The following is a 17889-nucleotide window of genomic DNA, read 5'->3' as shown; positions in this document are numbered from 1 at the left end:
AGAAGCTGGCGCTTGGCATCACAGGCAGCGAGGTCGAAGCGCCCGTCCCGGATAGTCGCGTCATCGTCCGCCGCGCTGGCGCTACCGTCCGGCTGGCGGTGCTGTGCCGTCGGGCGGCACGGCTCGCCCGCTGCGGCCGGGGGCGGCGGGATCTCGGGCGAGTAGGGCATCGAGCGCGTCGATGTCGCGCACCCGGTCAGGGGCGCGACACAGAGCGCGACCAGCATCAGTCTGCGCATAGCGTGTCACCGTGTCTTTCGAGTGGATGATGAGGGGCTGGCGGGCGGCCAGGGCGGCGGCATATGTCTGGGCGGCGGCGGCCTGCTGCTGAGAGAAGCGCGCCTCATCGGCGAGGCGAGATTTCTCGCCGCTCGCGATCGCCGCAGACCAGGCGGCGCGTTCGTTGGTCAGCGTCTGGAGATGATCGGCCCGGAGATGATCGAGCCTTGCCGCCCATAGGCCGAGCGCCAGCACGACTAGGGCGGGCCAGAACCGGCGGAGCAGGATCAGCCACGACATTGCGGATACTCCGGCAAGTCTACCGTCTGCCCCGCCAAGTGGTGCGTGCAGTCCCCAAGGAACTGGACGCGCCCATCGGTCACAAAGGAGTGGCAGACGCCGCAGGAGAACCCATAGGGCTCTTTGCCTTCCGCCACTCGTTCCCGGTTGGCATCACACCAACACCGTTTGCCCGCTTCACTGGGGATATGGTGACCAGACCGAAACAGCACGGACGGCGTGAAGGTTGGGCGATCGACGTTGCGATCCCATCCCCAGATTGCCCCCGGCCCGGAAACCGATAGGACGTGGCTGCAATGGCAGCCAGGGCACCAAAAAGCGACGTGATGCTCACCATAATCGGCCAGAACCGGCGAAAGAAGCTTCGTCATGCCTCATTCCTCGACAGAGGTTCGCCTGAGGCCATCAGCCTCACCGGCTTGCCGATCACGGGCAGGTCGGTGGGCCACCGTCGCGCGATGCACCGATCCTTGGCGATGCGGGTGATCGTCACCGCGTCCGACTGATTCCCGCCAAGCACGCGGTATGCGGCGTCATCCTCGCCGACATAGAAGCCGACGTGCCCGCCCCCGGCCCGCTCGAAGACCAGCACCGCACCGGGGGCCAGCGCCGACGCGGCCAGCGGCTTGCCCCAGCTCGCCCAGGCTTTCGCCCGGATCGCGATCGGGGGCGGCGTCAGGCCCGCCTCGGCGATGCACTTCGCCGCGAAGAGACCGCACCACGGCACGCTGTCCGCATTGAAGACGATACCCAACACCTTGGCCCCGAGCGTCTTCGCCCAGCCCATGATCGTCGGATTATTTGCGGGGCCGGGCGTCTCGCGCACGCCAAGCTTCGCCCGCGCGGCGGTCAGCCACGTCGGTTCGGTCATGTCAGAATCCTTTTTGCTAAAGACGGCGGAGAATGCCGTTGATATGAAGCCGCGCCGGTTGGTCATCCCCCGATGGGACCGGCCGCAGGGTCTGCCGTCCTGAGAACGGCAGACCCTGCGATAGCCAGATGCCGCCCGTTAACCATTTCGAAGTGCGCGCCGTCATAAGCATGGCTCGTCCGGCCAGCAGGCTGGGCGGACAACAGGTCGCCCCGCTCACCACCACCCCGAGCGGGGCGACTTGATCAGCCCTCGGATTTGGGCTCGGCGGTAGCTGTCACGGGCGGCAGCTTATCGAGCGCAGTAGCTAGGTTAGCCTCCTGCTGTGCGCTGCTACCCTTGCCGACCTGGAGCACCGCAGCGACAGCCGCGCCGACGATCGGGCCGAGACCCGTGAAATAGCCATCGACGAAGCGGGTGTTGTTTGCCGGGACTTCGTGGAAGAACGCAGCGCCCGCGAGCGCGAGGTAACCGATGATCAGCACCAGAGCGATCACGTAACGCCAATGGCGGTCGACGTCGGACATCAGGTTTCCTCCGTGGTTGGTGAGGCAATGCGGGCGGCGGCAATCGCGCCCTTCTCGGCGACCTCGAGCGCTTCCTGACGCTCGCGCATCTGGCGGACGCGGGCGGCCGACTCCCGGGCCTTGGCCGGGTCGAGCTCGATGAGCGCCAGCAGCATGGTCAGGCACTGGTCGAGGTTATTCATCCGATGCCGCATGATCTGGAGCTCGGCCGCGTGCTGCGCGCGCTCCTGCTCGAGCTTCACCTCATGCGCGGCGGTCTGGCGGTCGAGTCTGCTTTCGAGATCCGCGATGCGGCGGCCCATCCCCTCCATGTCTGCCCGCCGGGTGTCACGTGCGATGATCTGCCACGGCCCCCATTGCCGCACGACCAGAGAGATGACGCCGATCGCGGCGAGGATGACGCCAGTCCAGACACCCGCTCGGATCGATCCGCCAGCGGCCGTCTGCACGACGGCCTCGGCGGCCTGGGCTCCGACGGTCATGCGCCGCCCCCCGACGCGACCGCTCGGGCCGCGAAGCTTGCATTATCCATGGTGTCGCTTTCTCCTTGCACTGCATCAGTGCGGTGGGCAGATTCTGTTTATGGCTACGCAACCGAAGTCGCTGGGGCTCAGCGAGCAGTACGCTTCTGCCTCACCATTCCCCCACATCGTGCTCGACGACTTTTTCGAGCCGGATCGCGCAACAGCGGCTGCTGCCGAGATCAAAGCGCGCACGGTGGATATGAGTGCGGAATTCTATGGTCAGCACCTCAAGGGTGGTCAGCGCGATTTGGCGAAAATGGGCCCGGTCACCGCGGGGCTGATCCGCGAAATGAGCGCGCCGGGCTTCGTCGCCTGGCTCCAGGACCTGACCGGTATTGGCGGCTTGCGTGCAGACCCTGACCTATTCGGCGGCGGCGTGCATCAGATCCGGCGCGGCGGATTTTTGAAGGTCCATGCCGACTTCAACTGGCACGGGACGATGCAAATGTACCGGCGGGTCAATGTCCTGCTCTATCTCAACCCCGGCTGGCAGAAGGTTTGGGGCGGGAGCCTAGAGCTTTGGCATACGGACATGAGCGGGCCAGGTGCATTGATCCAGCCGATTCTGAACCGGCTCGCCGTCTTTTCGACGACGGATGATAGCTTCCACGGTCATCCCGACCCGCTCATGTGCCCGGCGGATGTCGTCCGGAACAGCATAGCCCTCTATTACTATAGCGCCGACCCAGCGCCTGGTGCGCAGCGGAGCGAGATGACAAATTACCAGCCCCGCCGTGGCGAGCGGTTTGGCGCTCGACACCTATTGCACAGGCTGAAGTTCAAGCTGCGAGGATAGGCATCGGCTTGAATTGCGGTGGCGTTCCGGCGAAATCGCCGGATTGCACACAGATGGCGCCGGGCGAAGCTCCAGCGACTGGCGTCGTATACCAGATTTGCTCGCGCTGGAGCCAAAGGCCAGCGGTTGGGACTGCCACTCGGATATTGCGGCCTTCGACCAATTTGGTCGGGATCACGCCGCCAACAAATTGAAGAGCGGCGCCAGCGGTGCCGACGTAGCCGGTCATTCTCCCCGTCACATGCGTGCCTTCTCCGATCAGCACGGAGGAAACGATAATGCCGCCAGAAAGGCCTGCATTATATGGAATATCCACAGCGTATTCGACGTTCGTCTGGGTCACGCCGCGGCCAAGATCAGCCAGCTGCAATCCATAGGACCCCGCTCCCTGGGCTCCACGAATTTGAAGGCTGAAACGCCCGTCCCGAACGCCAGTCGTTTGCACCGCTGCCCCCGAATGGTCGTATACAGTCATGCGGACATCGAAGTTTCGGACTGTTCCGGCCACGCCAAATGTCGCGCCGCGGATCACGCCGCTGGCGCGAATGTCAGCGATCAGGCCATCGATGTAATCGAAGGTGAAGCCCGTTCCGCGCTGCCCCTGAGTGAAGCTGCCCGCTACTTTCAGCCCCTTCGCCCGCTTAAACAATGGTCCTCCAGTGGCGCCATTGGCGGTCGTCGCGATCGGGCTAAACACCGAAAAGTCTGCGATTTCGACATCGACGCAATTCCAGTCTTCGACCGCATCATTTTCGGTCTTTGAGTGGCCGATGACGGCAATGCCCGAGGTCCCAACGGAGTCTATGATCGCAGATGCAATACGGAGACGCTTGACTAGGTGCCAAGCGCCGTCGGGTTCGATGTCGACTCCGCCGGGCATCCGTTCGCCGTTGATGACGCCTCCAACCTTCACCCCCAGGACGGAGCCGACAACGATATTCTCCCCCGAGACAACCGAAATTGCATTGCGGCCGTCATAGTCGCTATTCGTCGCCACGATCGTGCCGATCTGGCCGTTCGACGAGTTCTTGACCATCGGCGCGAGGTTGGTCTTCGAACTAATATACACGGCATCGCCGCGAACCTCTCTGGCGTTGATCCGAGGCGCCGCAAAATTGGTCGCTCCCCAGAACACAACAGCGTGATGTTGCTGCCATTGCGTCTGATTGCCTCGGTTGCCATCGATCATTCCTGGAATGTCGACCGTCACCCCATCGCAATCATGAACGATCAGACCGCCCCAAAACGGGGACGCTCCCCCAAAATTGGATGCGCCGCCGCTGGGCTTTAAAAGGTAGATCCCCTCAATCCGAAGCGTCGTATCGTCATATGTCGAACCGGAGAGGACCGTCCCTGCTGCCAAGAACGTCTTTGCAGCTGGCAGGATGATTGTCCCGCCTTTGTTCGCATCGATGCATGCCTGGATGGCTGCGCTGTCGTCCGTCACGCCGTCGCCGACTGCATTCCATGGCGGATCGGTGACATAGACCACCTTGGCCAGCTTGGCGGCAGTGGCGTCGAGGGCTGCCTTAGCGGTCGTCGTACCATAGCCCACGCGGCTGGCACCGTCGGCTGCGCCCAGCGAGCCAGGGGTCACGGCCCGCCCGATTTCCGTCGAGCCGCTCGCCGTCCGCTTGTAATAGATGACGTTCCCGGCACCGTCGTCGGTAGCGAATGCCTGTCCGGCCGCACTGGCCGCTTCGCCAGCGGCGCGGGTGGTGAAATAGCGGGAGACCGCCTGGGCTGACCCAGCCGCGAGGTTGGCGGTCTGAGCATCGCTGGCGGCACGCGCCGCAGCGTCATCGGCCTTCTTGGCGAGCGGGGCGACCAGATCGGCGCCGTCGATTTGCACGGTCACTTGCTCTTCTCCGAAAGTCATGCGGGCGGACGACCAGACGTCAGCAACGGGACGCTGGGGGAGGCCGAAGGGGGAGATGCGATTGGTGGGCGCTGCCTCGGCGCCGGTGACGCCGTCGCCGGTGATCTGGAATTCACCCTTGGCCAGGCGGCGCTTGCGGCCCGCGATCGTGACCTGCCAGTCCCAAGCCAGCGTGGTGACGTCGCCGATCTCCCCGGCATAGGGCAGGGCTTCCATCGTCGATTCATTGATGACGAGCTCGACGTGACTGGTCGGGATGCCGATGTCGTCGCTGGTCACCTCAACAAGGCGGAGACCCTGCGCATTCCCATTGCCGACGGCCAGCAGGTCGACCAGCGGCGTGCCGGGGACATCGCCATACAGGCGGACCTGCGCGCGCATGTCGAGCCCGGTCAGGTCCATCCCGACGACGAAGATGTGACGGACGACCGCGCCGTATCGATCGGCGATGATCGGGAGGTAGGCTGTATGAGCCATGTAATGCTCCGCGTTTAGGGGATGCGTTCGTCGCCCTCGGGGTATCGAATGGGCTGGCCATCGCCGCCCGGTGGGCTGGACCCGCCGCCCTGGGACGGCGGACCGCCCGGGGCCGGGGCCGTCACCGAGCCGAGGTGATGGCGGGCTGGGGTCGTCGAGGTGGAAAATGCCTCGGCCGCATTGGTGGTGGCGATGATCGTCACCGCTCCGCCCGCGCGCGCCGCGTCGTCATAATAGAAGAAATAGGTCGTTCCGTTGGCCAGTCCGGCAATCGTGGATCCGGTCACCGCGACGGTGCGGTCCTGATAGACGCGGCTGTGATCGGAGATCGTGACCATGGCACTGCCGCCCGCATCGGAAGCGCTCAACGTCGCTCCGATCGTATAACTGCTGGTAATGAGCAACTGCTCGACGTTCTGATCTGGCACCGGCGCCGCGACGCCATCAAGATCGGCCGTCGAGCGCAGTGCCGGAATAGCCGGCGCGACGGAGGTCTGCCCAAGCGCGAACGCGTGCTTGGACGGAGTTTCGCCCATCAGGATGAACTTCCAGGCCATTCGATCTGGCATCGCTTGGCGCTTCAAGATCACGCACGGCTGCTGCACGAGACCATCGTCAGGCAAGTCGACGATCAGCATGTCACCAGGTCCGTACCGCCGCAGCCGCGGCTTCACCACGATCTCGATCTCGCCAAGCTCGCGCCGGTTGACCAACTCATAGGCCGCCAGTTCCGCCCCCTGATCCCCATCCTGAACCAGATTGAACTGGCGCTCCGCTCGCTTCACCTCGCCATCGACTGCGACATACGCGGCGATTGATATCGGCTCGGTGGAGGCGACGTATTCCCATTTGTGATCGCGTGACCGCCACTTCGGCACAATCGTGTTCAGCCGCTCTTCCCAGCCCGATCCGGAAGACACGACGATTTCGTCATCCGCCAAGTCGGCTGCCGTGACAGTGTCTAGTGCGACGCGCGGAGCGTTGATCTTCAGGCCAAGGCGACCACCACGCCAGCACGGCTCGGCACCGCCTGCTGCCAGGATGTCGCACAGGTTCTGCCAGCGGGTGGACTGGCCACCGGCCGCCGGTTCGAAAACGACCCCGCCGCAGGTCCAGCCATTGGCGGCGCAGACATTGGCGAGGTGAACGAAGTCCTCAACGATCACTGCATCGATCGGCAGCCCGACGCCTGCGACCTTCTGATAGGTCGATCCCGCGACGCGCAGATCACGGTGATAGACACCCATCGCGTATTTTAGCGCGTTCAAGCCTGGGTTCTCAGTATAGCTCCAACTGGCCCGCGCCGCATCATGCGCGCCAATATCGGTCGGCACCGCCCAACGCTGCGAGCCGGAACCGCCGGGATAGGTCGAGTCCTGCCGAGGGTCCCAGCAAAGCTGGCCGCGCCAGATTCCGCCGAGCTGCGGCACACCGCTGGCGAAGATCTTGCCGTCACGATCGAACAGCAGCGACCAGGCGATCGCCGCATGACCCGAAAGCCTGTAATCGGGGCCCCAGCCTGGCGCCCCCGACCAGTGCGGCTGGAGCGCAGATGGCTCCGGCACGGCACCGCGCTGCACCGAAGCCCACAGGAAGCCCGCCGCATAGCCTGTAGCGGCCCCGCCGGTCGTCGGAATGCCCAGCGACACGAAGTCGGCCTGGGCATCGACCAGACCCTCGATCGGACCCGCACCCGAATAGGTGTCGACGATCAGTGCGTAGGGGTTCGGCACCTTCTTGACGGTCGGGCCATAGCCGATCTGATAGGCCCGGCTCCCGCCATAATAGGTCTCCCCGATAAGGTATGGCATCGGTTGGTCCGAGCCGACCGTGATGCCGTTGACAGATCCCTTCGCGGGCGGCGGTACCGCCAGTAGTGATGCGCCGACATTGGCACCGGCGGAGACGGCTGCGGCGATCAGCGCGACAGGCTGGCCCCCAGGGATGAACGCCGCGACAGTGGCAACTATACCGGCGACCTTGCCGACGGCCGACAACACGCCGCTCACAGGCGCCACGCCCCGATGAACGAAGTCATGCTCTCCGGCTCGATGGCGACGGGCCCGTCCGCCAGATGATCATGATGATAGCCGATCATCTTGCCGCCCACCGCAATGACGATCGCGTCGAAGCCGTCCCCGCCCGCCATGAGCGCGAGATCCCCGAGCCACATGGCCGCCGGCGCAATGCGCTCAAACAGGCTGTCGAGCAGCGCCTCCAATGTCTCATGACCAGTCGATCGCAGCGCCGAACGGGCCGATAACGGTGACCGGAAGTCCGGCACGGATGGCGGACGATGGCCCAGCGCCCGGGCCTGAGCGCGCGCGAGATGGATGCAGGTGCGCCGGCTCTTCCAGTCGAACGGCCGACCGCGGAACCGCGCCACCACGGCCTCGGTCTTGCTGGCGCGTTGCGCGAGGTCAAGCACTGGTATTGCTCGCGACCGTGCCGCGCGGGGGCGATGCGACGCCCCACGCGAACGATGCTTCCAAGCCGGTGGCGTTGTCGAACCCGCGTTCGCCGGGGAAGGTCGACGAATGGAAGGCGCTCGATAGCGTATTGCCTTCGACCTTCGCCAGCAGCCGCTGCGACCGGCTGACACAGTCGATAGTGACCTGTCGCTCCCCGCGCTTGGAGCGTAGTGTCGTCCGGTCCAGCTGCCAGTCGGCCTGAAGGTCGGGTTGACCGATGATCTGGCCGGTGGCCTCGTCGACCTCAGCAACCCACATCCGAATCCGCGAGCCCTGATAGGCGGGCTGCGATATCTCGATTGCTGCAGCGGTGCTCTTCGGCAACATCGTCACCGAAGCCGAGGGGATGACCGATCCCACGCCTTCCTCCGGGACCTCAAACCCTGCGATCGTGCCGAACGTGTCGTCGACGCTCAAATAGGTTTCCGAGCCCCACGGTACGAAGCCGCCGTCGCACAGCAGCACTGTGCGGCCGGGAAGCTCCATCTTCATGAGGCCCGCGAGCAGGATGCGATCCATCAGGCAGCCTCCTCGACGGTGAATTCGACATGGGTGAATTTCTCGACGCTGATCGACCAAGCCTGCTCGCTGCCGTCGACCAGCCCTTCGATCATCGGGCGCACCAGATGAACCCGCGCGCCGTCAGCAAATGGCCAGCGCAGCATTTCCGACAGGGGCAGCCCGACCTTGCCCGCTGCATCGGCGATGCTCTCACCCGCAACATTGTGCAGGAAATGCTGACCGTCTGCCTTCTCGACCGACAGCCAATATCCCTCGCGCACGACGCGGCGGGGAAACAGGCCACGCAGGCGAAGCGTCGTGCCTGCCTGCCCCGCCCCGTCGACGATCGCGTCCTCAATCACCTGGGGTGCGAGCAGCGGCACCTCGACGCGGAGCCCCATGCGCTTGGCGCGAATGAGGCGCGACACGATGACGCGGCCCTGATCGGGATCGTCGAACGGCGGGAAGCCGAGCGTCAGCTTATAGCGCGACCCGAGCCGATCGACGCGAAGTAGAGCGGCACCGGTAGACGGACGCAGAACCCCTCCGAAGTCCATGAAGGCGGGTGACGCACTGTTCGGTACAGCCCAGTTAGGTAGTTCGACCACGGCCATCAGCGCACCGTCTGGCGCGCGCGCCAGCTCTGTGCCCGCCCTGCGGTACGCAGGCCAGCCGAGGTCATGTCGGTTGCGATCGGCTGCGCAACCCGCGCCGCGCGACCGTCGACGACTGCGTCGAAATAGGGCGAGGGACGCACCTCCACCGACGCTCCACCTGCCGGGCGCAGGCCGCCGTTCGGGATCACTGTCCCATTGACCCCTGGGGCGAAAAGCTCGGGCCCGCGCTCCCCGACGAGATACCACTGGGAGCCATCAACCGGGCCGCCTGTCGCGCGCCCGCCGCCAAACAGGCGGAAGAATCCGCCCAGCGATTTCAGCCACGACTGGCTGTCCTTCGTCGTTTGATCGCCCTCCACGATTCCTGCGCTGCTCGACTGAGTGGTCGAGCCGAAGATCGACCCCAGGCTGCCGACGAGGCCGGTTGACCCAGATGACCCATCGCCCAGCAGCTTTTCGGCGAGCGGGCGAATGATCCTCTGCTGGACGGCGATGTCTATCAGCGTCGCGACGATGCGCTTGCCCATATTGGCAAAGGCGTCGGACAGCGACTTCGTGCCCATGATCGCATCGGTCAGTTCGGTGTTGAGATTGCGCAGCGCGCCGACCGCACCGTCCTGAATACGCTCGTTAATCGCGGACGCGGAGCCGTTGATCTCGCGCAGATACGCCGCACCGGGACCCTCCGTCTGCCGCTCGACCGACGCGCGGCGATCTGCATAGATTTTGTCGAGCTGGTCCTTGCGCATGCGCGCATTGTCCCATTCGGCCGAGGATGTCGCCTTGGTAGCCAGGATCAGTTCGAGGTCGGCTTCTTCCTGCTGACGCTGGAGGTCGAGCAGCCTCAGTTCGAGGTCGCGACGCCCCTCCATGCTGTCAACCAGGTCGATCTGCGCGCGCAGGTGATCCTGCTGAGCGTCGTTCTCCGCCTTGGCCAGATCATAGGCCTTCTGCGTCTCGGCACGGAACAGCGTCTGGTCGATGACACCGCGCTGAATCTCCACCACCTCGTCCCGCTTGGCGAGGAGTGTCTGGCGCTTGGCGTCGGTCAGCCCCTTATCGAGCTCAAGCTGGCGGGCGTAGGATGCGCGATCTTCTTCCAGCGCGGCGAGATCCGCGCGGTGGCGGGTGCGCCCATCCTCGGTCATGTCGGCCTGAGCGCGCAAAAGTTCGACGCGGGCGCGGCCGAGCTCGTCGAGGTAATTGGCCTCGTCCTGCGCGGCGTCGCGACCCTTCTTCTCCTTTTTCTTCTTCTCGTCGTCGAACGACATATCGATCCGGTCGGTCGGGGCCGCGCTGGCCGATCCGATTGCCTTGTTCAGCGTGTCCAGCGCGCGGACCTGCCCGCCCAGTGCGTCGATGCTCGCCTGAAAGTTGGCCGAGGCCTGCATGAACCGGGTCGTGGCGGCTGTCTGGGCGACGCCAATCCCGCCCTCGCTATCCGTCGGGCCCAGCTGCGCCGCACGATCAGCATCTGCCTTGGCACGGGTATAGGAGGCGCGTGCGGCAGCCATGTCAGCCTTTGCCTTGGCAACGGCATCAAGTGCGGCAACGCGGTCTGCCTTGGCCTTTTCCAGGATGGCGGCACGCGCTTTATCGGTGGCGCTCGCCAGTTCCAGTGCGGTCTGGGTCGACCGGCGATCCGCCTCGCGCGCGGCGTCCACTGCGGCCTGGGCGGCGAGAGAAGCCTCCCGCTTGCGGAATAGCAGCGGTACGAGAACGGTCAGCGCGGTGACGACCAAGCCAATCGGGCCAGCGAAGCCGATCATTGCGGTGCCCAGGCGTGCAAGGATCGCGGATGCTCCGGCCTGAAGTGCCAGCTGTCCGAGCAGCCGGATCAGCACGCCCATTGGATTGATGATCGCAGCGATGCCGAGCGCGACGGGGCCCAGCCGGAGAAGCAGCAGTGGCAAGCCGATCTTCGCGACCTGCAACAGCGCCAGCGTAAGCGGACCCAGCGATGCCGCGAACAGTCCGACCGCGACCATGATTTTGTAGAACCAAGGCGGCCCGCTGGCGAGCACCGACAGAACAGAGGCGGTCGCCTCCTTCACCATCGTGAACGCCTGGATGATCCCTGCCTCGCCGACGACGATCTTCAGCTTCTCCCAGGCGCTGGCGACACGCTGAGTCGCTGCCGCTTCGCCGTCGAGCAGCGCCGCCATCTTTTGGTTGGCGGACGCCTTATCGATCTGTGCCTGGACGTCGGCGATACCCTTGGCGCCGGCCTGCATCAGCGCGATGGCCACCCGCATGCCATCCGTACCGAACATCTTGGTCAGCGCGGTCTGGCGAGACTTGTCCGTCAGCGGGGTCAGCTTCTCATTCAGCTGCGTCGCGACTTCGCTCAACGACTTGGCGCTGCCGTTCGCGTTGAAGAACGACAGGCCAAGCTTATCCATCACGTCGGCCGCGTCCTTCGACTGCGGCACCAGCGCGAGGAGGAAGGTCTTGAACGAGGTCCCGGCATCGGCACCGCCCGTCATCAGCGGGACGACGGCAGCCAAAGCAGTGTTCATGTCTTCGAACTGATAGCCAAGGCCGCCAGCGATGCCGCCAACCTGGCCGATCGCATCCTTGTATCCGTCGAAGGACAGCTTTGACGCGTCGAGCGCGCCGCTGACCTTGTCCACGATGGTCGGCAGCTGTCCTGCCGAGATATGAAACTGCTGAAGGATATCGGTCGTCGCGTCGGCCGCGTCGCCAAGGTTGGTCTGCCCGACGACGCCAAGCGCCAGCGCCCCAGCTAGGCCGCCGCCCAGGATCGACGCAGCGTCCATGCCGTTTTTGGCGAGATTCTCGATCGCGCCCGCCGCCTCGATCGCGCTCTTACCATAGGCGGGGCCAAGCTCGAGGGCTGCATCGCGCAACTTGTTCAGCTGCTCGGGCGAAGCGTCGAGCATGGCGGCCTGTACCTTGTTCATCGCGACCTGAAAATCGGACGCGGTGTCCTTGGCGGTCTTCCCGGCCGCCGCGAGCGGCACGGTGAGCGCGGCCGTCATGATCAGTCCGGCGTTGCGCACCTTGTCAGCCGCGCGCGACAGGCTGTCGATCATCGCCAGCGCCGCGCGGTTGATCTCCCGCGCGGCGTCCTGCATCGCCGCCGACATGCCATTGCCGGACTGGCGAAACTGGCTCTCGGTGCGCTGCAACTCGGCACGATCTGTCGCGAGCGCAGACCGGAAGGCGGCGTCGCGCACGTTCATCCCAAAGGTGAGGTTAGCGAGCATTGCTTCCATCGCCACCTCCTGACGTTGACGGGGTTCAGCCCCGCGGGCGGGGTCTGTCGACTAGTTCGACATTGATCGGGGCACCGCTGCCTGCCCGGCTGACGAGAGAGGCCAGCATCTCTTCTGGCCGCTGGCGCTCGCCATCGGCTTCTGGCTGCTCTTTCACCGCATAGGCCCCGAATGGCTCCAACCGCTCCTGGCGGTGGAACCAGATCGCTTTCCAGCCTGCGTATTTGGCCAGTTCGTAATCATCCCGCCGAGCATCGATGCGACCAAGGATCGTCGACCGCATGATAGCGGGCGTAATTTTCCAGAAAATTTCAGGAGGTAGGCCGAAGCGCGCCCATTGGCGCTCCAGCTTTCCCCATTCAGTCCTCAGCCGCGGGTCTTGCGGGACCTCGGCGGCTTGGGCTTTCCCAGGGCGGGAGCGGGACCCGACTCCTCGGCTTCACCCTGCGCCGCGCGCAGCGCCCGGCCGATGATCTCGCTGAACGCGTCACGGCCCAGTTCATCGGCGATCGTGCTGACCTGAGGCAGCGTGATGTCGGGATGATGCTCGCGCAGGCCATGCCATGCGAGATCGCGCAGCACGCTAAGCCGAATGCTGCGCAGGCCTTCCTGGGCTTTGGCCGCCAAAGCCGGAGACAGCTCGGCCCCCGTCTGCATCGCCCGCGCGACCGCCATGGCGACCTGCGGATCGATACCGGGCATCGCATCGGCGACGACGGCGAAGAAGCCGCGATCATACTGCTCTTCGACGGCGCACTGCGCGGCATTGCCGAGGAACAGCGTGTACCGCTGCCCCCCGGCGTCGAACACGATCCCGCCGCGCATTACGAGCCCGACCCGGCCGAGACGGTCCGCTGTGCGGTCGCGCCCGCTTCAGACGAGGCCCCGGTGAACCGCACGCTGACCATCTGCTTCATGCCGTTGTCGATCGGCACCGAGCGGCCACGCGACTGGACGATCAGATAGCCGCTGACCTTCCACCACTTGTTGCCAGGCGCGGGCAGGTAGGTCTCATAGATATACGGCGCACCGCTGTTATGAGCCGCCGTCAGCAGCAGGTCGGTCGGCGAGCCGGGGATGTAATTGATCTCCAGCGTGTCCTCGCCCGGCTCGATCAGCGCGGCACCATATTCCTTGCGGCGATTGGGCGACTTGAAATGCGTCTTTTCGAAGGTGCCAGCCTTCTCCTCGGCGAACGGGATCTTGGTGACTTCGGAGATCTCGATCATCGTCGAGGCGGTCAGCCCCATGAAAAAGCCCGAGCCCCAGCCGGACTGGGCCTCGCTATTGCCGTTGGCGTCCATGATTGTCCCTTTCAGGCGTTGTGAAGGAAGGAAAAGTCAATGCTCTCGCGGTGCAGCTCGCCCGCGTAGGATTGGTTGTCGCCACTGCGATCAGGCTCGGCGCCCGAGCGAATGCTGGTGATCATCGCGCGTTGGAACCGGACGTTCTCGACGGTGTCAGCCGGTGCGAGGATGGCGATACACACATCCCGGATTGCCGCGGCCTCTCGCGGGTCGGCGCTCCAGACATCGAGCTGCACCAGCGATGGTCGGGTTGGCTGGAAGCCCTTGAAATGCTGGGGACGCGGATCGGATATGACCTGCAGCGTGATTGCCGGGATGCCAGCCAGGCGGCGAGTCCAACCGACGCGATCAGCAATCTGCGCGGTCAGATCGTCGGAGGCCAGCAGCCGTGTCTCGATGGCGTCTTCCAGCGTCATCGCAGCACCTCCATGGCGGCTTGCGTCAGGATCGACTGCACAAGCGCCTCAGCCTCTGGCCGCTTGGCGGCGATGGCCGGGCGCATGAAGGGATTGGCCCGCATGATGACGGTGCCGAATTCCTGGAACCTGGCATAATAGACGTCGCCATTCTCATCGGACCCGACCGGCCCGACATAGACGGACACGCCGTCACCGCCATTAAGCTTGCCGTACAGGCGACCATCGCGGTCATCGACGGCCATGATGCTGTCGCGCAGCCGACCCGTGTCGACGCGCACGAGACGCTTGGCCTCATCAACGATCGGCTGGGCACCTTGGCGGAGGGCGGCGCGCAGCCGATCCTCATCCATGGTCCGCTCGAGGCGCTCCAGTTGACGGTCAAGATCGCGGAAACCCTCGACGGTGAACCCGAACATGGTCAGGCCAGCGGACCTGCATCAGACACGCGGACGTCCCAGCGATTGATGGCGGGAAGCCAGTTGGCCTCCTCCACCTTCCAGCGCCGTCCGCGATGCTCGAAATTGTCGCCGCGCTTCGGCTGCGCGACATAGGTTGGGTTGATTTCGTATGATGTGCGGGGGGATGATACCCCGCCGCCGAATGTCGCCTCGCCGTCCGTGCGTATAGCCTGAAACGGCGCGAGCGATACGGAAGCACCAGCGACCAGATATATTAGCGGTTCAGGATCGGCGAAGGCCGCATCGATCGCTGCCATGGCTGCGTCCCAATGGGTCACGGCCGGTCCCCGTCATCATAGACCGCCGCCGCAGAGCCGGGTGCGTGGAATTGCGCATCCAGCGCTGCGACGAACGGGTCGACCATGTTAGATCGACGGGATCAGCTTGACAGCAACCGTGGCGTCGCCAGCGAGCGCGCCATCCCGGAACAGGCCGATCTTGGTGTTGCCGCTGGCCGAGTTGGTGACATTGCGGTTGGTGTTGTCCCAATAGGCCACCGTCTTGCGGGTGATCGCGACCGCCGCCTTGGGCAGCGAGAACACGCCGTTGGTGACGCCGACGACCGACGCGCCCGCTGCCGCATCGTTCGAAGCGATGGCGAACTCGGCGCCGTCGAGATAGCCGTTGCCGCTTGCCAGCGGATAGGGCGCGACGCCCGGTACGTTATGACCGGGCTGAAGGAAGTTCTTCATGGTCTGATTTGCTCCTTACTGGCCCGCAGCAGCGCGGTGCGCATTGATGGCGGCAATGATGTCCGCCTTCTTGGTGGCCGAGCCGAGGTCCACGCCCTCGTCTTCCGCCAGCTTCTTCAGGTAGGGGACCTGCATGGCGACGAGGTCTTCGTCGTCGCCTTCATCACCGTCCGCCACCTCGTCGGCGAACTCGGCGAGCCCCAGTTCGACGAGGCGCGCGGCCTCTTCATCATCGCGCACGGGGATCGGTCCCTCGATCGCATGGCGAACAGCGCCGGCCACGACGGCGACGGCGACAATCTGAATCAGTCTCATGGTTGATCTCCATGCTGACGGTCGCCGTCAGCTATCCGGACAGGGGAAAGGTCGGGCCGAAGCCCGACCGATCATTGGGCTCAGGCCGGGGCGGCGCCGGGGTTGCGGTACAGGCCGCGGCGATCGACGGCAGCAGCGCCGACATCGAGACGGGCCTTCTCTTCGACGCCGTCTACGTCGAAGCCGACACGGGTCTCGGTGAAGAGCTCTTCCTGCCCGTCCAGATGCGCCAGGACGATGGTGTCGAAGGCGTCCGGCGATGCCGAGAGGAACCACTGGTACCCGGTGATGCGCGGCTCGACGACCAGCTGAAGGTTGCCCGGATACGGGTTGACGTCCGAGGTCTTGGCCGCCGCGACCGCCGTCAGGAACGCCTGCGCGGACACCTTCTGGAGCGGGCCGACGATCAGGAATTCCGGGCGGATCGTCATCGCGCCGCCTTCGTCATTTTTCTGCTGGAGCATGGCGGTCTCGCCCGCCGCCACCGAGGCGACGGTGATCGCCGAACCGGAAGCAGCCAGATTGCCCGCCGTGGTCGAGAACAGCGGCTGACCGTCACCCATGTTCGGGTTCGACAGCAGCGTGCCATAGACGAGGTCCGATTCCAGGTCGGCCGCCTTGCGCCCGAACATGGTGGGGATCCGGCCGAAGAGCTGCTTGTCGTCATTGACGATCGCCTGCCGCGTGATCGGGATGATGCGACCATAGGTCTGGAGGCGATAGGTCAGGCCGGTGTCGGCGATCGCGCCGCGCTGGAACTCGCCGTTTTCCGGCACCAGCAGGAGAGCGGGGGCATCACCCAGGCCGACGATCTGCGCAGGCTTGAAGTCAGGCAGCGTGTCGGTGCCGACCCACTGGCGGAAGGTCTGCGGTGCCGCCGCGAAGGCGGCGCGCACCCGGCGGTTGGCGGCGAACGACAGCGCGTTGGCGAAATCGCTGGTGGTCAGCGCGCCGCCACGCATCAGGCCGAGGGCTTCGCCTGCGATCTGGAGGCGACCCATACCGCGCATGTCGGTGCCGGTGCGACCGAGATGGAAACGCGCCATCTCCATCATGGTCATGCCGCGGAAGTCGCGAGCCGCAGCGAGGCGCTGGGCAGAGGGGCGGCTGGCATCGTCGTCCAGGCGATCATTCGGCGTCGCCCGCAGCGTCACCGCGTCGGCGAGCGCCTGGCGGTAGCTATCCTCGTCGGTGCCATGCTGCGCCGCGCGGGCATCGATCGACGGACGGGCGCGAGCCTCGATCAGCCGATCGGCGATGCGCTGCTGCATCGACGCCTCGGTGAGGGTGCCCGCCTCGGCGTCACGGATCAGTTCACCGGCGAAGGTGCTGCCCAATTCCTCGCTGCGACCGCAAAGCTCAAGAATGCGGCTGGCGGCAATCGTCGGTGCGGCACGCTGAGCCGGAGCACTGCCGTTGGGCTCGGTGCGGGTGTCACCGTTCGGCTCGACCACGACGGTGGCATCGGCCGCCGACGGCGCAGCGCCACGGTTGGCGTTGGGATGGGCGACACCGCCGCCCGGCAAACTCCGGTTCATATCGTCTTCCTCGTTGGTGGCGGGTGCGCCAGCCGGGGCTTGATGGGGCGCTGCCGACCGCACCCCGGCGTTCGGATCGGCAGGAACAGGGACAAGGCTCACTTCGAGCAATTCCCACCGGGTCGCGGTCCAGGTGTCGCGATCATCGGTGGATTCGGTGAGCGTCCAGGTACGCACCGCGTACCCGATGGAAATTCCGGTCAGTTCACCGCGCGACACCATGCCCTCGGCCGAGCGGCCCGCATCGGTGTCGGCAAAGGCGAGCGTGCCGACCAGCTGGTCGTTCTCGATCCGCGCCGATACGACACGGCCGAGGACCGCGCCGATGTCCCATTGGTTGTGGGAATTGAGGAACGGGCAGAGGTTGGAGGCGACGCGGTTGAGGTCGATCGCCTCTTCGGAGATCGTCAGGAACTCGCTGCCGAAATAGCGGCGAACCTCCGCACCCGATGAGAAGACCGCGTCGACGGTGCGCGCCTCGGCATTATAGGACGAGGCGTTGAAGGTAGCGGCGCGGCTGCCACGCGCGGGCGGCGGGGCGCCGCGCTGATGATCGGCCTGGCTGGGCGGCTCGCGCGTCAGCATGCCAGCGGCGCCCAGCAGACAGGCCCCGGCGATCAGCGCGGCCTTGGCGCGGCCCTTGCGGGCAGGCGGCAGGGGAGCGTTCACCGTGTCGCCGACTTGGCGCGGCGCATCGGCAGCGCCGGAAGGCGCTGGGGTCGGCTTGTTCATAAGACCT

21 protein-coding genes are annotated in these 17889 nt (G+C 65.3%); 1 reads left to right on the top strand and 20 read right to left on the bottom strand.

Annotated features, from left to right (window positions below; all coding sequences use genetic code 11):
- Nucleotides 1–81: 81 nt before the first annotated feature.
- The 5 genes from ACQR50_RS10560 to ACQR50_RS10540 form a co-directional block, all read right to left on the bottom strand.
- Nucleotides 82–519, bottom strand: coding sequence for a hypothetical protein (locus ACQR50_RS10560; RefSeq protein WP_428968289.1), 438 nt, complete (start codon nucleotides 517–519; stop codon nucleotides 82–84).
- Nucleotides 507–890, bottom strand: coding sequence for a DUF6527 family protein (locus tag ACQR50_RS10555; protein ID WP_428968288.1), 384 nt, complete (start codon nucleotides 888–890; stop codon nucleotides 507–509). The genes ACQR50_RS10560 and ACQR50_RS10555 overlap by 13 nt, the downstream gene beginning before the upstream one ends.
- Nucleotides 887–1390, bottom strand: coding sequence for a TIGR02594 family protein (locus ACQR50_RS10550; protein WP_428968287.1), 504 nt, complete (start codon nucleotides 1388–1390; stop codon nucleotides 887–889). Before ACQR50_RS10550 ends, ACQR50_RS10555 begins: the two co-directional genes overlap by 4 nt.
- Before the next feature lie 245 nt (nucleotides 1391–1635).
- Nucleotides 1636–1917, bottom strand: coding sequence for a hypothetical protein (locus tag ACQR50_RS10545; RefSeq protein ID WP_380865291.1), 282 nt, complete (start codon nucleotides 1915–1917; stop codon nucleotides 1636–1638).
- Nucleotides 1917–2399 (bottom strand): hypothetical protein, encoded by a 483-nt coding sequence (locus ACQR50_RS10540; RefSeq protein WP_428968286.1) that lies wholly within the window; start codon nucleotides 2397–2399, stop codon nucleotides 1917–1919. Before ACQR50_RS10540 ends, ACQR50_RS10545 begins: the two co-directional genes overlap by 1 nt.
- Nucleotides 2400–2568: 169 nt before the next feature.
- Here ACQR50_RS10540 and ACQR50_RS10535 point away from each other — a divergent pair, with 169 nt between their 5' ends.
- Nucleotides 2569–3237, top strand: a complete 669-nt coding sequence (locus ACQR50_RS10535) for a 2OG-Fe(II) oxygenase (RefSeq protein WP_428968285.1) — start codon at nucleotides 2569–2571, stop codon at nucleotides 3235–3237.
- Here the strand turns inward: ACQR50_RS10535 and ACQR50_RS10530 are convergent.
- The 15 genes from ACQR50_RS10530 to ACQR50_RS10460 form a co-directional block, all read right to left on the bottom strand.
- On the bottom strand, nucleotides 3221–5593 hold the full coding sequence (locus ACQR50_RS10530; protein WP_428968284.1) for a hypothetical protein: 2373 nt from the start codon (nucleotides 5591–5593) through the stop codon (nucleotides 3221–3223). The two genes, ACQR50_RS10535 and ACQR50_RS10530, sit on opposite strands and share 17 nt — an antisense overlap.
- A 14-nt stretch (nucleotides 5594–5607) precedes the next feature.
- Nucleotides 5608–7611 carry a hypothetical protein gene (locus ACQR50_RS10525; RefSeq protein WP_428968283.1) on the bottom strand — a complete coding sequence of 668 codons (2004 nt, stop codon included), beginning with the start codon at nucleotides 7609–7611 and terminating at the stop codon, nucleotides 5608–5610.
- The gene (locus ACQR50_RS10520; RefSeq protein WP_428968282.1) at nucleotides 7599–8021 is read right to left on the bottom strand and encodes a DUF6950 family protein; all 423 of its coding nucleotides are present in this window, start codon (nucleotides 8019–8021) and stop codon (nucleotides 7599–7601) included. Before ACQR50_RS10520 ends, ACQR50_RS10525 begins: the two co-directional genes overlap by 13 nt.
- Nucleotides 8014–8583, bottom strand: coding sequence for a hypothetical protein (locus ACQR50_RS10515; RefSeq protein ID WP_428968281.1), 570 nt, complete (start codon nucleotides 8581–8583; stop codon nucleotides 8014–8016). The genes ACQR50_RS10520 and ACQR50_RS10515 overlap by 8 nt, the downstream gene beginning before the upstream one ends.
- A complete protein-coding gene (locus ACQR50_RS10510) occupies nucleotides 8583–9179 on the bottom strand; it encodes a hypothetical protein (protein WP_428968280.1) in 597 nt (198 codons plus the stop codon). The genes ACQR50_RS10515 and ACQR50_RS10510 overlap by 1 nt, the downstream gene beginning before the upstream one ends.
- Complete coding sequence (locus tag ACQR50_RS10505; protein WP_428968279.1) at nucleotides 9179–12421, bottom strand: phage tail tape measure protein; 3243 nt, start codon at nucleotides 12419–12421, stop codon at nucleotides 9179–9181. Before ACQR50_RS10505 ends, ACQR50_RS10510 begins: the two co-directional genes overlap by 1 nt.
- 25 nt (nucleotides 12422–12446) lie before the next feature.
- The gene (locus ACQR50_RS10500; RefSeq protein WP_428968278.1) at nucleotides 12447–12704 is read right to left on the bottom strand and encodes a hypothetical protein; all 258 of its coding nucleotides are present in this window, start codon (nucleotides 12702–12704) and stop codon (nucleotides 12447–12449) included.
- Nucleotides 12705–12787: 83 nt separating this feature from the next.
- Nucleotides 12788–13246, bottom strand: coding sequence for a hypothetical protein (locus ACQR50_RS10495; protein ID WP_428968277.1), 459 nt, complete (start codon nucleotides 13244–13246; stop codon nucleotides 12788–12790).
- Entirely contained in the window at nucleotides 13246–13725 is a 480-nt protein-coding gene (locus ACQR50_RS10490; RefSeq protein WP_428968276.1) for a phage tail tube protein, read from the bottom strand. The genes ACQR50_RS10495 and ACQR50_RS10490 overlap by 1 nt, the downstream gene beginning before the upstream one ends.
- Nucleotides 13726–13736: 11 nt before the next feature.
- A complete protein-coding gene (locus ACQR50_RS10485; protein ID WP_428968275.1) occupies nucleotides 13737–14144 on the bottom strand; it encodes a hypothetical protein in 408 nt (135 codons plus the stop codon).
- Complete coding sequence (locus ACQR50_RS10480; RefSeq protein ID WP_428968274.1) at nucleotides 14141–14563, bottom strand: HK97-gp10 family putative phage morphogenesis protein; 423 nt, start codon at nucleotides 14561–14563, stop codon at nucleotides 14141–14143. The genes ACQR50_RS10485 and ACQR50_RS10480 overlap by 4 nt, the downstream gene beginning before the upstream one ends.
- Nucleotides 14564–14565: 2 nt before the next feature.
- On the bottom strand, nucleotides 14566–14862 hold the full coding sequence (locus ACQR50_RS10475; RefSeq protein ID WP_428968273.1) for a head-tail joining protein: 297 nt from the start codon (nucleotides 14860–14862) through the stop codon (nucleotides 14566–14568).
- A gap of 108 nt (nucleotides 14863–14970) precedes the next feature.
- A complete protein-coding gene (locus ACQR50_RS10470; protein WP_428968272.1) occupies nucleotides 14971–15297 on the bottom strand; it encodes a DUF2190 family protein in 327 nt (108 codons plus the stop codon).
- 15 nt (nucleotides 15298–15312) lie between these two features.
- The gene (locus ACQR50_RS10465; RefSeq protein ID WP_428968271.1) at nucleotides 15313–15612 is read right to left on the bottom strand and encodes a hypothetical protein; all 300 of its coding nucleotides are present in this window, start codon (nucleotides 15610–15612) and stop codon (nucleotides 15313–15315) included.
- Nucleotides 15613–15692: 80 nt separating this feature from the next.
- The gene (locus ACQR50_RS10460; protein WP_428968270.1) at nucleotides 15693–17882 is read right to left on the bottom strand and encodes a prohead protease/major capsid protein fusion protein; all 2190 of its coding nucleotides are present in this window, start codon (nucleotides 17880–17882) and stop codon (nucleotides 15693–15695) included.
- Between the last annotated feature and the right edge of the window lie 7 nt (nucleotides 17883–17889).

The sequence above is a fragment of the Sphingomonas sp. Xoc002 genome, from assembly GCF_050408055.1.
Classification (GTDB): Bacteria; Pseudomonadota; Alphaproteobacteria; order Sphingomonadales; family Sphingomonadaceae; genus Sphingomonas; species Sphingomonas yabuuchiae.
Note: the sequence above shows the minus strand (reverse complement) of the source record. Positions and strands in the feature narration are given on the sequence as shown.

Excerpts from the sequence above, each read along its gene's own strand:
- ACQR50_RS10505 (WP_428968279.1), bottom strand. The coding sequence starts at position 12,421 with ATGGAAGCAATGCTCGCTAACCTCACCTTTGGGATGAACGTGCGCGAC.
- ACQR50_RS10465 (WP_428968271.1), bottom strand. The coding sequence starts at position 15,612 with ATGAGACTGATTCAGATTGTCGCCGTCGCCGTCGTGGCCGGCGCTGTT.
- ACQR50_RS10540 (WP_428968286.1), bottom strand. The coding sequence starts at position 2,399 with ATGACCGTCGGAGCCCAGGCCGCCGAGGCCGTCGTGCAGACGGCCGCT.
- ACQR50_RS10485 (WP_428968275.1), bottom strand. The coding sequence starts at position 14,144 with ATGACGCTGGAAGACGCCATCGAGACACGGCTGCTGGCCTCCGACGAT.
- ACQR50_RS10530 (WP_428968284.1), bottom strand. The coding sequence starts at position 5,593 with ATGGCTCATACAGCCTACCTCCCGATCATCGCCGATCGATACGGCGCG.
- ACQR50_RS10495 (WP_428968277.1), bottom strand. The coding sequence starts at position 13,246 with ATGCGCGGCGGGATCGTGTTCGACGCCGGGGGGCAGCGGTACACGCTG.
- ACQR50_RS10470 (WP_428968272.1), bottom strand. The coding sequence starts at position 15,297 with ATGAAGAACTTCCTTCAGCCCGGTCATAACGTACCGGGCGTCGCGCCC.
- ACQR50_RS10490 (WP_428968276.1), bottom strand. The coding sequence starts at position 13,725 with ATGGACGCCAACGGCAATAGCGAGGCCCAGTCCGGCTGGGGCTCGGGC.
- ACQR50_RS10510 (WP_428968280.1), bottom strand. The coding sequence starts at position 9,179 with ATGGCCGTGGTCGAACTACCTAACTGGGCTGTACCGAACAGTGCGTCA.
- ACQR50_RS10500 (WP_428968278.1), bottom strand. The coding sequence starts at position 12,704 with ATGCGGTCGACGATCCTTGGTCGCATCGATGCTCGGCGGGATGATTAC.
- ACQR50_RS10475 (WP_428968273.1), bottom strand. The coding sequence starts at position 14,862 with ATGGCAGCGATCGATGCGGCCTTCGCCGATCCTGAACCGCTAATATAT.
- ACQR50_RS10460 (WP_428968270.1), bottom strand. The coding sequence starts at position 17,882 with ATGAACAAGCCGACCCCAGCGCCTTCCGGCGCTGCCGATGCGCCGCGC.
- ACQR50_RS10560 (WP_428968289.1), bottom strand. The coding sequence starts at position 519 with ATGTCGTGGCTGATCCTGCTCCGCCGGTTCTGGCCCGCCCTAGTCGTG.
- ACQR50_RS10550 (WP_428968287.1), bottom strand. The coding sequence starts at position 1,390 with ATGACCGAACCGACGTGGCTGACCGCCGCGCGGGCGAAGCTTGGCGTG.
- ACQR50_RS10515 (WP_428968281.1), bottom strand. The coding sequence starts at position 8,583 with ATGGATCGCATCCTGCTCGCGGGCCTCATGAAGATGGAGCTTCCCGGC.
- ACQR50_RS10480 (WP_428968274.1), bottom strand. The coding sequence starts at position 14,563 with ATGTTCGGGTTCACCGTCGAGGGTTTCCGCGATCTTGACCGTCAACTG.
- ACQR50_RS10555 (WP_428968288.1), bottom strand. The coding sequence starts at position 890 with ATGACGAAGCTTCTTTCGCCGGTTCTGGCCGATTATGGTGAGCATCAC.
- ACQR50_RS10545 (WP_380865291.1), bottom strand. The coding sequence starts at position 1,917 with ATGTCCGACGTCGACCGCCATTGGCGTTACGTGATCGCTCTGGTGCTG.